Annotated in this window: 9 protein-coding genes; 8 read left to right on the forward strand and 1 reads right to left on the reverse strand. The window is 59.2% G+C overall.

What is annotated here, in order from left to right; translation table 11 throughout:
* Nucleotides 1–43: 43 nt before the first annotated feature.
* Nucleotides 44–2,689, reverse strand: a complete 2,646-nt coding sequence (gene aceE / locus RX972_RS17925) for a pyruvate dehydrogenase (acetyl-transferring), homodimeric type (protein ID WP_027901057.1) — start codon at nt 2,687–2,689, stop codon at nt 44–46.
* A gap of 383 nt (nt 2,690–3,072) precedes the next feature.
* Here aceE and glnE point away from each other — a divergent pair, with 383 nt between their 5' ends.
* The 8 genes from glnE to RX972_RS17965 all read left to right on the forward strand — a co-directional run bounded on the left by glnE (nt 3,073) and on the right by RX972_RS17965 (nt 13,411).
* Complete coding sequence (glnE, locus tag RX972_RS17930) at nt 3,073–6,030, forward strand: bifunctional [glutamate--ammonia ligase]-adenylyl-L-tyrosine phosphorylase/[glutamate--ammonia-ligase] adenylyltransferase (RefSeq protein WP_316877520.1); 2,958 nt, start codon at nt 3,073–3,075, stop codon at nt 6,028–6,030.
* A gap of 405 nt (nt 6,031–6,435) precedes the next feature.
* Nucleotides 6,436–7,470 (forward strand): lipopolysaccharide heptosyltransferase II, encoded by a 1,035-nt coding sequence (waaF, locus tag RX972_RS17935; RefSeq protein WP_316877521.1) that lies wholly within the window; start codon nt 6,436–6,438, stop codon nt 7,468–7,470.
* Nucleotides 7,471–8,538 (forward strand): lipopolysaccharide heptosyltransferase I, encoded by a 1,068-nt coding sequence (gene waaC / locus RX972_RS17940; RefSeq protein ID WP_316877522.1) that lies wholly within the window; start codon nt 7,471–7,473, stop codon nt 8,536–8,538.
* The gene (locus RX972_RS17945) at nt 8,538–9,662 is read left to right on the forward strand and encodes a glycosyltransferase family 4 protein (RefSeq protein ID WP_316877523.1); all 1,125 of its coding nucleotides are present in this window, start codon (nt 8,538–8,540) and stop codon (nt 9,660–9,662) included. Before waaC ends, RX972_RS17945 begins: the two co-directional genes overlap by 1 nt.
* Nucleotides 9,659–10,465, forward strand: coding sequence for a lipopolysaccharide core heptose(I) kinase RfaP (rfaP, locus tag RX972_RS17950; RefSeq protein ID WP_027900905.1), 807 nt, complete (start codon nt 9,659–9,661; stop codon nt 10,463–10,465). The genes RX972_RS17945 and rfaP overlap by 4 nt, the downstream gene beginning before the upstream one ends.
* Nucleotides 10,465–11,199 (forward strand): lipopolysaccharide kinase InaA family protein, encoded by a 735-nt coding sequence (locus RX972_RS17955; RefSeq protein WP_316877524.1) that lies wholly within the window; start codon nt 10,465–10,467, stop codon nt 11,197–11,199. Before rfaP ends, RX972_RS17955 begins: the two co-directional genes overlap by 1 nt.
* Entirely contained in the window at nt 11,196–11,975 is a 780-nt protein-coding gene (locus RX972_RS17960; RefSeq protein WP_122808393.1) for a lipopolysaccharide kinase InaA family protein, read from the forward strand. The genes RX972_RS17955 and RX972_RS17960 overlap by 4 nt, the downstream gene beginning before the upstream one ends.
* Entirely contained in the window at nt 11,975–13,411 is a 1,437-nt protein-coding gene (locus RX972_RS17965) for a lipopolysaccharide kinase InaA family protein (protein ID WP_316877525.1), read from the forward strand. The genes RX972_RS17960 and RX972_RS17965 overlap by 1 nt, the downstream gene beginning before the upstream one ends.
* Nucleotides 13,412–13,425 lie beyond the last annotated feature (14 nt).

Below are 13,425 nucleotides of genomic sequence, written 5' to 3' on the forward strand. Positions count from 1 at the left end.
GTCGCTCCTCGTTCAGCGCGTTATACGATCTCGAAGCAGACTCTTAACAATCCAGTGGGTTGCGTTTTTCAGGATCGATGCCGAACTTGACGATGGCTTCAGCCACAACCTTAGGTTCGATATCGCCACGATCAGCCAAGGCTTCCAGAGCGGCCAGCACAACGAAGTGACGGTCGACTTCGAAGAAGTTACGCAGTTTCTTGCGGCTGTCGCTGCGGCCGAAACCGTCAGTGCCCAAGACTTTGTATTCCTTGGTCGGAACCCACTGACGGATCTGGTCAGCGAACAGTTTCATGTAGTCGGTCGATGCAATCACCGGACCTTTACGGCCAGCCAGGCATTCTTCAACGTAGCTGACCGCAGGCTTCTGGCCAGGGTGCAGACGGTTGCTGCGCTCTACGGCCAGGCCGTCGCGACGCAGTTCGTTGAAGCTGGTCACGCTCCAGACATCAGCACCAATGTTGAATTCGTCACGCAGGATTTTCGCCGCTTCGCGAACTTCACGCAGGATGGTGCCCGAGCCCAGCAACTGGACGTGGTGCGCCGCTTCCTTGGTGTCTTCTTCGAGCAGGTACATGCCTTTGACGATACCTTCCTCGACACCGGCCGGCATGGCTGGCTGGGCGTAGGATTCGTTCATCACGGTCAGGTAGTAGAAAACATCCTGCTGTTCTTCGAACATCCGGCGCATGCCGTCCTGGATGATCACTGCCAGCTCGTAGCCGTAAGTCGGGTCGAAGGTGCGGCAGTTCGGGATGGTCGATGCCAGGATGTGGCTGTGACCGTCTTCGTGCTGCAGACCTTCGCCGTTCAGGGTGGTACGGCCGGCGGTGCCGCCGATCAGGAAGCCACGGGTGCGGCTGTCGCCAGCGGCCCAGGCCAGGTCACCAATACGCTGGAAACCGAACATCGAGTAGAAGATGTAGAACGGAATCATCGGCTGGTTGTGGCTGGAGTACGAAGTACCGGCAGCGATGAAGGAGGACATGGCGCCTGCTTCGTTGATGCCTTCTTCCAGGATCTGGCCTTTCTTGTCTTCGCGATAGAACATCACTTGTTCTTTATCGACTGGCTCGTAGAGCTGGCCGACGGAAGAGTAGATACCCAGTTGGCGGAACATGCCTTCCATACCGAAGGTACGGGCTTCGTCCGGGATGATCGGCACGATGCGCGGGCCAACTTCCTTGTCCTTGACCAGTTGCGAGAGGATCCGCACGAAGGCCATGGTGGTGGAAATTTCGCGGTCGCCGGAACCGTCCAGAATCGCCTTGAGGGTTTCCAGTGGCGGAGTCGGCAGGCTGAAGCTTTCAGCGCGACGCTGTGGTACGAAGCCGCCCAGCGCAGCACGACGCTCGCTCAGGTAACGGGCTTCGGCGCTGCCTTCTTCCGGTTTGAAGAATGGCAGGGCTTCCAGCTGGTCGTCTTTGACCGGGATGTCGAAGCGGTCACGGAAGTGACGCAGGCTGTCGACATCGACTTTTTTGGTGTTGTGCGCAGTGTTTTTCGCTTCGCCAGCACCGGTACCGTAACCTTTGATGGTCTTGGCCAGAACCACGGTCGGTTGACCCTTGTGGTTAACAGCCTGGTGGTACGCCGCGTACATTTTGTACGGGTCGTGGCCGCCACGGTTGAGTTTCCAGATTTCGTCGTCGGACAGGTCAGCAACCATCGCCTTGAGTTCAGGCGTGTTGAAGAAGTGTTCACGGACGAACGCGCCGTCTTTGGCTTTGTAGTTCTGGTACTCGCCGTCGATGACTTCGTCCATGCGACGTTGCAGGATACCGTCGACGTCCTTGGCCAGTAGTGGATCCCAGAAGCGGCCCCAGACTACTTTGGTCACGTTCCACTGAGCACCGCGGAATACGCCTTCGAGTTCCTGAATGATCTTGCCGTTGCCGCGAACCGGGCCATCGAGGCGCTGCAGGTTGCAGTTGACGACGAAGATCAGGTTGTCGAGTTTTTCACGACCGGCCAGCGCGATGGCGCCCAGGGATTCCGGCTCGTCGGTCTCGCCGTCGCCCAGGAAGCACCAGACTTTCTGCTTGCCTTCAGGGATGTAACCGCGATGCTCCAGGTACTTCATGAAGCGCGCCTGGTAGATCGCCTGGATTGGACCCAGACCCATGGATACGGTCGGGAACTGCCAGAAATCTTTCATCAGCCACGGGTGTGGATAAGACGACAGGCCTTTGCCATCGACTTCCTGACGGAAGTTGTTCATTTGTTCTTCGGTGATCCGGCCTTCCATGAACGCACGGGCGTAAACGCCTGGCGATGCGTGACCCTGGAAGTAAATCAGGTCGCCGCCGTGTTCGTCGGTCGGGGCCTGGAAGAAGTAGTTGAAGCCAATGTCATACAGCGTGGCGCTGGATGCGAAGCTGGAGATGTGACCGCCCAGGTCTGGGTCATTCAGGTTGGTTTTGACAACCATGGCCAACGCGTTCCAGCGGATCAGCGAGCGAATGCGGCGTTCCATGAACAGGTCGCCAGGCATGCGTGCTTCGTGAGTGACCGGAATCGTGTTGCGATAAGGCGTGGTGATGGCGTACGGCAGCTGCGAACCACTACGGGTGGCCAGCTCGCCCATACGGGTCATCAGGTAATGAGCACGGTCTTCGCCTTCTTTGTCGAGAACCGATTCCAGGGCGTCCAGCCATTCCTGGGTTTCGACGGGATCGAGGTCTTGCATGGCTTGCTCCAGGGCGGAAAGGCTTCCAGAATCGGTTGCCTGAGTGTTTGCGACTGGCCTTGTGGGCAGACGACATAAATTCTTGGATGACCGGCGGTTGTTCCGGCGGCGTGTAGTTTTACTACAAATCGTCGGCTATTTCAGCCTTTCGAACTGTAGGGGCAGTAGTAAAGCTACAGGGAAGCGTATAAAAGGTTCGTCATGTGTTGTGGGATAAAACGTTCCTGTTGGTTGAAAACAAACATAAGCGAATCAAATCAGATGCTGGCTGCTACAAAATTAACTATCCCAGCAATTTATGACTTTTGTTCGACAGTCTTGTCAGTCGCTCGCAGGTTTTTTGCGCGCTACACAGCGCTTCGCACGCCGATCTAGGATAGACCATGAGCCTACCTTCGCTGGCCGATATTCCGGCCATCCTGCTGCCTTTAGTCTCTCGTGCGCAACAGACGTTTCGCACATCCCTTGCTGCTTCGTCGGACGGCGCTTCGGCACCTTTCGACGCCTGGCCTGAATCTCGTCGTGCAGCGTTCGACCGGGTTTGCGCGGCCAGTGACTTCGTCACCGAGCAGGTCTGTCGTGACCCTCATCTGTTGCTGGACCTCGCGGAATCCGGTGAGCTGGAGCGCAGTTTCGCTCCCGGTGAGCTGCGCGGGCAGCTCGCGGCAGCGGTGGCCGAAGCCGTCAGCGAGGACGAACTGGGGCGTAATCTACGTCGCCAGCGTGCGCGGCAGCAAGTGCGGATTATCTGGCGCGACCTGACCCGGCAGGCCGATCTGGTGGAAACCTGTCGCGATCTGTCCGACATGGCTGATGGCTGCATCGACCTGGCTTACCAATGGTTGTACGAGCGCCATTGCCAGCAGTTCGGCACGCCTACGGGGCGGCGCAGCGGCGAAGCGCAGCAGATGGTCATTCTGGGCATGGGCAAGCTGGGTGCGGTGGAGCTGAACCTTTCGTCGGACATCGACCTGATCTTCGCTTATCCGGAAGGCGGTGAGACGGTGGGGGTCAAGCGCCCACTGGATAACCAGGAGTTTTTCATCCGTCTGGGGCAGCGTTTGATCAAGGCGCTGGACCCGATAACCGTCGACGGCTTCGTGTTCCGCGTTGACATGCGCCTGCGGCCTTACGGTTCATCCGGGGCCTTGGTGCTGAGCTTCAATGCGCTGGAGCAGTATTACCAGGACCAGGGGCGCGACTGGGAACGCTACGCGATGATCAAGGCCCGTGTCGTGGGCGGCGATCAGGCGGCGGGCGAGCAGTTGCTGGACATGCTGCGGCCGTTCGTCTATCGCCGCTATCTGGATTTTTCGGCCATTGAAGCGCTGCGCACCATGAAGCAGCTGATTCAGCAGGAAGTGCGCCGTAAAGGCATGGCAGAGAACATCAAGCTGGGTGCCGGTGGCATTCGCGAAGTCGAGTTCATCGCCCAGGCGTTCCAGTTGATTCATGGTGGACGGGACTTGAGCCTGCAACAGCGCCCGCTGCTTAAAGTGCTGCGCACGCTGGAAGGGCAGGGTTACTTGCCTGCTGCGGTCATCGACGAATTGCGTCAGGGCTATGAATTCCTGCGTTATACCGAGCATGCCATCCAGGCCATTGCCGACCGGCAGACGCAAATGTTGCCTGAGGATGAAAAGGATCAGGCCCGAATCGCCTTCATGCTGGGTTTTGCCGACTGGAAGAGCTTCCATGAACAGTTGATGCACTGGCGTGGACGGGTGTCGTGGCATTTCCGTCAGGTCATCGCGGACCCGGACTCTGATCCGGACGACGAACAGCAGGAAGAAGCCGAGGTTGTGGTCGGTGTGGAATGGCTGCCGCTGTGGGAAGAGTCCCAGGACGAAGACGCCGCCTGCCGCCAGTTGCTGTCAGGCGGGTTCGTTGATGCAGATAAAGCGCTGAAGAACCTCAACGATTTGCGCAACAGCTCCCAGTTGCGCTCCATGCAGCGTCTTGGCCGTGAGCGACTGGATGCATTTATTCCGCGTTTACTGGCGCAGGCGGTCGAACACGACAATCCCGATCTGGTGCTTGAGCGTGTACTGCCGTTGGTTGAAGCCGTCGCCCGGCGCTCTGCGTATCTGGTGCTGCTCACCGAAAACCCTGATGCACTGCGTCAGTTATTGACGCTGTGCGCCGCCAGCCCATGGATTGCCGAGCAAATTGCGCGCTTCCCGTTGCTGCTTGATGAGTTGCTCAACGAGGGCAGACTGTTCAACCCGCCGCAAGCTCTGGAGCTGGCTGCGGAATTGCGCGAGCGTCTGACCCGAATCCCCGAAGATGACCTTGAACAGCAGATGGAAGCCTTGCGTCACTTCAAGCTGGCGCACCGTTTGCGCGTGGCAGCATCGGAAATCACCGGCAGTCTGCCTTTAATGAAAGTCAGCGATTACCTGACCTGGCTGGCCGAAGCGATTCTTGAACAGGTGCTGGCGCTGGCGTGGCGGCACACGGTTGCGCGCCACGGAACGCCGTCGCGGCCGGATGGCAGCCTTTGTGATCCGGGCTTTGTCATCGTTGGCTACGGCAAGGTTGGTGGCATCGAGCTGGGCCATGGTTCGGACCTTGATCTGGTGTTCATCCATGATGGCGACTTGCAGGCTGAAACCGATGGAGCGAAACCGATTGATAGCGCGCAGTTCTTTACGCGTCTGGGGCAGCGGATCATTCACTTGCTGACCGCGCAAACCAACTCCGGTCAACTGTATGAAGTGGACATGCGCTTGCGCCCGTCTGGCGCATCAGGGTTATTGGTCAGTTCGCTCGGGGCTTTTGCCCGCTATCAAGAAAATGAAGCATGGACGTGGGAGCATCAGGCTCTGGTCCGCGCACGGGTGCTGGTGGGCAGCCGGGAAGTAGGGCAGGCATTTGAAGGTGTGCGCGCGTCGGTGCTGGGCCGCGAACGGGATTTGTCCAGGCTGCAGCAGGAGGTCAGCGAGATGCGCGCCAAGATGCGTGGCAGCCTCGGCACCAAGGCCACGGCGGCCGGTACGGCGGCAAATGCCTTCCTGGCAACAGTGCCCTTCGACCTCAAGCAGGATGCCGGTGGTATCGTCGATATCGAATTTATGGTGCAATACGCGGCCTTGGCGTGGTCCCGGGAGCATCCGGCACTGCTGCGTTACACCGATAACATTCGTATTCTAGAAGGGCTGGAAGAGGCCGGGCTGATCCCCGCCAGCGACGCCAGCCTGCTACGCGAGGTCTACAAGATCTACCGCTCGGCCGCTCACCGTCAGGCCTTGCAGAACCAGGCCGGTGTCGTGCCGGGGGATCAGTTTGAAACCCAGCGCCGCGAAGTGATGCGGGTCTGGGGGGAGATGGGTTTGAGTTGATCTGAGGTCCCACGGGTTAGCGTTCATCTTGGTTGGCGGTGATCCTGTGCAGACTGTGTGAAAACTACTGCGCTCGGCAATACTGCGTTAAAAACAGGCGAAAAATGCTCATTTAGAACACCTAGACTCCGCTTTTTCGCCTGTTTTTGCCTTGTCTTGCCGTCGCTCGCTACGTTTTCACACAGTCTGTGTGGGAGCGAATTCATTCGCGAAGAGGGCGGTACATCCGATAGAGATTTGGTGTTCGATGCGCCGCTTTCGCGAATGAATTCGCTCCCACAGTGCCTCAACCGCTCTTACGGTAAAGGCACTATATAAAGCTATGACAGGGAGGCGTCGGGTTGTGTGGGAACGTCACGCAAGCCGATCGGCCTCCCTGATCGTTTCTGTCGTTTTGGATGAAACATGAGAATTCTGATCGTTGGGCCCAGCTGGGTAGGCGACATGGTAATGGCGCAAACGCTGTTCCAGTGCCTCAAACAGCGCCACCCTGAATGCGACATCGATGTCCTGGCCCCGGAATGGAGCCGTCCGATTCTGGAGCGTATGCCTGAAGTGCGCGCGGCCCTGAGCTTTCCGCTGGGTCACGGTGCGCTGGAACTGGCCACGCGTCGCCGGATCGGCAAGTCCCTGGCAGGGCAATACGATCAGGCGATTCTGCTGCCCAATTCTCTGAAGTCCGCATTGGTGCCGTTTTTTGCTGGCATCCCCAAGCGGACCGGCTGGTGTGGCGAGTTTCGTTACGGCCTGCTCAACGACGTGCGCACGCTCGACAAAGAGCGGTATCCGCTGATGATCGAGCGTTTCATGGCGCTGGCGTATGAACCCGGTGCCGAGCTGCCGCGTCCCTACCCAAAACCAGACCTGCGTATTGATCTCACCACCCGCGATGCGGCGCTGACCAAGTTTGGCCTCAGCCTGGATCGGCCGGTGCTTGCGTTATGTCCGGGAGCCGAGTTCGGCGAGTCCAAGCGCTGGCCTGCCGAGCATTACGCGAAAGTGGCTGAAACGAAGATTCGCGAAGGCTGGCAAGTCTGGCTGTTCGGTTCGAAGAAAGATCATCCGGTGGGCGAAAGCATTCGTGAACGGCTGATTCCAGGCCTGCGCGAAGAGTCGGTCAATCTCAGCGGCGATACTTCGCTGGCTGAAGCCATTGATCTGTTGTCGTGCGCCGATGCCGTGGTCTCCAACGACTCAGGTCTGATGCACGTCGCGGCGGCGCTGAATCGCCCGCTGGTGGCGGTTTACGGTTCGACATCGCCGGGCTTCACGCCGCCGCTGGCCGATCAGGTGGAAGTCGTGCGTCTGGGCCTGGAATGCAGCCCTTGCTTTGATCGTACCTGCCGGTTTGGCCACTACAATTGCATGCGTCTGCTGGAGCCGGATTCCGTGGTGCAGGCGCTGGGTAATCTGGGTGCCACACCGGTGGAGGTCGCCTGATTGCGGGTCTTGCTGATCAAAACTTCGTCGCTGGGCGATGTGATTCACGCGTTGCCAGCACTGACTGATGCTGCTCGGGCTGTGCCGGGTATCCAGTTTGACTGGGTGGTGGAGGAAGGCTTCGCCGAGATCCCGACCTGGCACCCGGCCGTTGGCAATGTGATTCCGGTCGCGATCCGGCGCTGGCGCAAGAATCTCTGGCAGACGTTCAAGACCGGTGAGTGGCGGCGCTTCAAACAACGTTTGCGCGATACCCATTACGACCTGGTGATTGACGCTCAGGGTTTGCTGAAAAGTGCCTGGCTGACCCGCTATGTCAGCGCACCCGTGGCCGGACTGGACAAGGACTCGGCCCGCGAGCCCCTCGCCAGCCGTTTCTACGATCAGGCTTATCCAGTCGCGCGTGGGCAACATGCGGTTGAGCGATTACGGCAACTGTTCGGGCAAGCGCTGGGTTACGCGGTGCCTGCCGGGCTGGGTGATTACGGTCTCGACCGTGGTCGCCTGCTGGGTGCAGACGACAATACGCCGCCATTCGTTCTATTTCTGCATGGCACCACTTGGGACACTAAGCACTGGCCCGAGCTGTACTGGCGGCAGTTGGCCGAACGCATGGGCGCGCAGGGCCTGCAAGTGCGCTTGCCGTGGGGTAACCCGAGCGAAAAAGCCCGTGCCGAGCGCATCGCCGAAGGTCTGGAACATGCAGCCGTGCTGCCGAAGCTGAATCTGGCAGGCGTCGCTCAGGTGCTGGCCGGTGCGCAGGCCTGTGTCGCGGTGGACACGGGTATTGGTCATTTGGCCGCAGCGCTGGATGTGCCGACGGTTTCCCTGTTTGGCCCGACCAATCCTGGGCTGACCGGTGCTTACGGCAAGTCGCAGGTTCATCTGGCGGGTGACTACCCGGCGTGTGCGCCGTGCCTGCAAAAGAAATGTACGTATCAACCGACGGATGAAGACCGCCGTCAGTTCGATACAAAACGCGAGTGGCCGATGTGCTTCACTCGTTTGAATCCCGAGCGGGTAGCGAGCCAATTGGGTTCGCTGTTGCTGGCAAAGGAGCCCGGCTGATGCAACTGGCTTTTGTACTGTATAAATACTTCCCGTTTGGCGGGCTGCAACGCGACTTCATGCGCATCGCTCTGGAGTGCCAGCAGCGTGGGCATCAGATCCGGGTTTACACCCTGATCTGGGAAGGCGAAGTGCCGCCGGGCTTCGAAGTGCTGGTGGCGCCGGTCAAAGCGTTCTTCAACCATCGCCGCAATGAAAAGCTCAGTGCCTGGATGGAAGCGGACCTGGCCAAGCGCCCGGTAGATCGTCTGATCGGCTTTAACAAAATGCCTGGCCTTGACGTGTACTACGCCGCCGACGGCTGCTTTGAAGACAAAGCGCAGACGTTGCGTCATTCGCTGTATCGCCAATGGGGCCGCTATCGCCATTTCGCCGAGTACGAGCGAGCGGTGTTCGCCAAAGACGCGAAGACTCAGGTGCTGATGATTTCCGAAGTCCAGCAGCCGCTGTTCATCAAATATTACGACACACCGTTGTCGCGCTTTCATCTGTTGCCGCCGGGCATTGCCCAGGATCGTCGCGCACCTGCTGACGCGCCGCAGATTCGCGCTGATTTCCGCAAGGAATTCGGGTTGGCTGACGACGACTTGTTGCTTGTGCAGATCGGCTCCGGTTTCAAGACCAAGGGCGTGGACCGCAGCCTGAAAGCGCTCGCCGCGCTGCCAGCCGAACTTAAAAAACGTACCCGGCTGTTTGTAATCGGTCAGGACGACCCCAAAGTATTCCAGCTGCAAAGCGCGACGCTGGGCCTGGGTGATCACGTCACCTTCATGAAGGGGCGTAGCGACATTCCGCGTTTCCTGTTGGGGGCCGACGTCCTGATTCATCCGGCGTACAACGAAAATACCGGCACCGTGCTGCTTGAGGCACTGGTGGCGGGGCTGCCTGTCTTGGTCAGCGCGGTGTGTGGCTATGCTCATTACATCGCCGAAGCCGACAGCGGTCTGGTGCTGGATGAGCCGTTCGAACAGACACAGCTCAACGAATACCTGGCGAACATGCTGGCCGATGACACTGCGCGCGCCAACTGGAGCCGCAATGGTCTGGCCTTCGCTGATACAGCCGATCTTTACAGCATGCCGCAGCACGCGGCCGATGTGATTCTGGCGGAGCACTACGCATGAAGTTGTTCCTCGCTGAACCGTTCAAGACCCTTTGGGAGGGCCGCGACGCCTTCGCCGAAGTCGAGCGTCTGGACGGTCAGGTCTATCGCGAACTCGAAGGTCGGCGCACCTTGCGCACCGAAGTCGATGGTCGCGGTTACTTCGTCAAGATTCACCGCGGCATTGGCTGGGGCGAAATCGGCAAGAACCTGCTCACCGCCAAACTGCCCGTGCTGGGTGCAGGCATGGAGTGGAAAGCCATTGCCCGCCTGAAAGAAGTGGGCGTACCGACCATGACCGCCGTGGCTTACGGCGAGCGGGGCAACAACCCGGCGGCGCAGCATTCATTTATCGTCACCGAAGAGCTGGCACCCACCGAAAGCCTGGAGGATGTCAGCATCAACTGGCGGAACGAGCCGCCAGAGCCACGCCTCAAGCGCGCGTTCATTGCCGAAGTGGCGCGGTTGGTGGGCATGATGCATCGCGCGGGTGTCAACCATCGTGACTGTTACATCTGCCACTTCCTGTTGCACACCGACAAGCCGGTCACGGCCGATGATTTCCGCCTCTCGGTGATCGACCTGCATCGCGCCCAGACCCGCCGGGCAATTACTCCGCGCTGGCGCAATAAGGATCTGGCCGCACTGTACTTTTCTGCACTGGATATCGGCCTGACGCGGCGCGACAAGTTGCGCTTTCTCAAAGGCTACTTCCAGCAACCGTTGCGCCAGATTCTGGCGGAAGAAGCGAGGCTGCTGCGCTGGCTTGAGGTCAAAGCCGACAAGCTTTATGAGCGTAAAGTCCGCTACGGGGACGCGCTCTGATGGCAGGTTGGAATCTGGAGCCGGCCTACGCGTCCTTGAGTGACGAATTTGGCAGCCTTGACGCGGTGTTTGCGTTGGAAGGCGAACGACTGACCCGGGACCCATTGTCGGAAGTGATCAAGGTTCAGCGCGAAGGCGTTAACTATTACGTCAAACGTTATGTGGGCGCTGGTAAAGGCTTGCGTCGCTACCTGGGCAAGCCGCGTGTCAAATCCGAGTGGCAGAACCTCAAGCGTTTTGCCAAATGGGGCATTCCTACTGCCGAGGTGGTCGCCTGGGGGCTGGAGCGTCGCGGCACCGCTTACGATCGCGGTGCGTTGATTACCCGTGAATTGCCCAATACCGAAGATTTGTCCGCCGTGGCAAAGCGTGAGGACCCACGCCTGTCCGACCGCTCGTGGGTGGATACGGTCAGCCGTCAGGTGGCCCGCTACACGCGTGCCATGCATGACCAGAACTTTACGCACAACGACCTGAAGTGGCGCAATCTGTTGGTCGACGATCAAGCCAGGGTATTCCTGATCGATTGCCCCAATGGCGCGTTCTGGACAAGCTTCATGTTGCGGTATCGAATTACCAAGGATCTGGCGTGTCTGGATAAGTTAGGTAAATACCATCTGTCCAACACACAGCGTCTGCGCTTCTATTTGCAGTATCGACAGCGAACGCGGCTGAACGCGTCCGACAAGAAACGTATCCGCCATGTTGTCAGTTTCTTTGAGGGGCGCGAATGACTGATTTTATTGCACCCAGCGAGCGCCCGTTGCTTGAACGCCATGGCCTGGCTGATTTCGACTCGCTTTGGGAGGTCCAGCTCGATGCTGTCGATGAGCCCAATACCGGTCGCGGCGGCTGGAGCAGCGTGTTCCGCATGGAGCTTGAAGGCACGGGCTTCTACCTCAAGCGCCAGAGCAACTACCTGACTCGCACCTTGCACCATCCGCTTGGCGAGCCGTCGTTTTCCCGCGAGTTTCGTAACATCAGCCGCTACCAGAAGTTGGGTATTCCGGCGTTGCAGGCGGTGTTTTACGGCGAGCAGCGCGTCAATGGCGAGCGCCGTGCAATCCTGATGACGCGGGCGCTGGATGGCTGGACTGATCTGGATACGCTGCTGCAGCATTGGCCCGAGATGGAGAGCCAGCAACAGTCTGCGATTCTGCAATCCTGCGGTGATTTGGCGCGCACGCTGCACGCGGCGCGGCAGATACACGGTTGTTTCTATCCCAAGCATATTTTCATGCGGGCCAAGGCGGGCTTTTATCGTGCGCAGTTGATCGATCTAGAGAAGACCCGGCCCTTGCTGCTCGGGATGCGTGACCGGATCAAGGACCTTGAGCCACTCTTGCGTCGGGCGCCGATGTGGAGCAGTGCGCAGGTGCGGGAGCTGCTGGCGGCTTATCTGCAAGCGGGGCTCGAGAGCCCGCAGGTCGAAGATTTGTATGCGCGGCTCGGTGAGCGCGGCACTCACAAGCGCGCTGCACGGCGCAGCGAACACGAAGAGATCCGTTGATGCGTTTGTCTGAACTCAAAGAGGCCGGACGTACGCCCGTCTTGCCGATCAATCTGTCATTGGCGGATGCGGCCGGTCCTGCTGAATTGCAATTATTGACGTTGCTGCGGGTTCTGCCCGGTCAGCGTTATGTCGGTGCGGGCGTATGGCGTGGCCGGCCAGTGTTGGCCAAATTACTGGTTGGCCCAAAAGCCCCACGGCATTTTCAGCGTGAGCTGGAAGGCGTACGTGCATTGGCTGCGCAAGGCATGACCACGCCGTTGTTGCTGGCTGACGGTCTTCAGGACGGCGAGGGCGGCTGGCTGCTATTCGAGTTTCTCGAACAGGCCCGCAGCCTGGGCGATGCGTGGCTTGAGGTGGAAGATCAGACGCCGTTGAGCGACGCGCAGCAGGACGTGTTGGGCGAGGCGTTGTCGGCCATCGCTCAGTTGCACCTCAAAGGGCTGTGGCAGGAAGATCTGCATCTGGACAACCTTTTGCGCTGCAACGGCAAGTTGTACTTGATCGATGGCGCGGGGATTCGTGCTGAAGAGGCGGGCAAACCGCTGTCCCGGCAAAAAGTGCTGGAAAACCTCGGCGTGTTTTTCGCTCAGTTGCCCAAGTCTCTGGAACCCTTCACCGAAGAGTTGTTGGTGCATTACCTGTTGAGCAATGGCGAACATGGTCTGCCCATGGAAGCGTTGCAGAAGCAGATCGACAAGGTACGTGCCTGGCGATTGAAGGATTATCTGGACAAGGCGGGGCGTGATTGCAGTCTGTTCAGCGTGATTGATGAGCCGTCGCAACTGCGCGCGATTCGCCGGGAAGAAGAGCCTGCAATGTTGCCTGTGCTGGCTAACGCTGATGCGCTGCTGGATCAGGGTCACATGTACAAGACTGGCGGTGCGGCCAGTGTCGCCCGGGTCGAAGTCGATGGTCGTGCTCTGGTGATCAAGCGCTACAACATCAAGGACCTTGCCCACTGGTTCAAGCGCTTCTGGCGCCCCAGTCGCGCCTGGCATTCGTGGCGTGAAGGCAATCGGCTGATGTTCCTCGGCATCGCCACGCCCAAGCCGCTGGCGTTGCTGGAAACACGCTTTTTCGGTCTGCGGAACAAGGCGTACCTTGTCACCGAGTTTTTGCCGGGGCCGGATATCATCGAGCGCTTCGCGCCTTACGTAACGTCGGGAGATGCGCCGGAAAGCGAGCTGGTGGCGCTGGATCAGCTTTTCGAGCAGTTGGTGCGTGAGCGCATCAGCCATGGTGATCTGAAAGGCCATAACGTGTTCTGGCGCCAGGATCGCTGGGCTTTGATTGATCTGGACGCCATGTGCCAGCACACCTCGCAGGCCTCGTTCGCGACCGCCTTCGCCCGCGACCGCGCCCGCTTCATGCGCAACTGGCCCGCCGATAGCGCGCTGCACCAATTGCTTGAACAGCGGTTGCCGAAGGTTTAGTCATTTTGGGTGCA

The organism is Pseudomonas syringae group sp. J309-1 (assembly GCF_032582135.1).
In the GTDB taxonomy this organism is placed as follows: Bacteria; Pseudomonadota; Gammaproteobacteria; order Pseudomonadales; family Pseudomonadaceae; genus Aquipseudomonas; species Aquipseudomonas quasicaspiana.

Excerpts from the sequence above, each read along its gene's own strand:
- aceE (WP_027901057.1), bottom strand. The coding sequence starts at position 2,689 with ATGCAAGACCTCGATCCCGTCGAAACCCAGGAATGGCTGGACGCCCTG.
- glnE (WP_316877520.1), top strand. The coding sequence starts at position 3,073 with ATGAGCCTACCTTCGCTGGCCGATATTCCGGCCATCCTGCTGCCTTTA.
- waaF (WP_316877521.1), top strand. The coding sequence starts at position 6,436 with ATGAGAATTCTGATCGTTGGGCCCAGCTGGGTAGGCGACATGGTAATG.
- RX972_RS17945 (WP_316877523.1), top strand. The coding sequence starts at position 8,538 with ATGCAACTGGCTTTTGTACTGTATAAATACTTCCCGTTTGGCGGGCTG.
- rfaP (WP_027900905.1), top strand. The coding sequence starts at position 9,659 with ATGAAGTTGTTCCTCGCTGAACCGTTCAAGACCCTTTGGGAGGGCCGC.
- RX972_RS17955 (WP_316877524.1), top strand. The coding sequence starts at position 10,465 with ATGGCAGGTTGGAATCTGGAGCCGGCCTACGCGTCCTTGAGTGACGAA.
- RX972_RS17960 (WP_122808393.1), top strand. The coding sequence starts at position 11,196 with ATGACTGATTTTATTGCACCCAGCGAGCGCCCGTTGCTTGAACGCCAT.
- RX972_RS17965 (WP_316877525.1), top strand. The coding sequence starts at position 11,975 with ATGCGTTTGTCTGAACTCAAAGAGGCCGGACGTACGCCCGTCTTGCCG.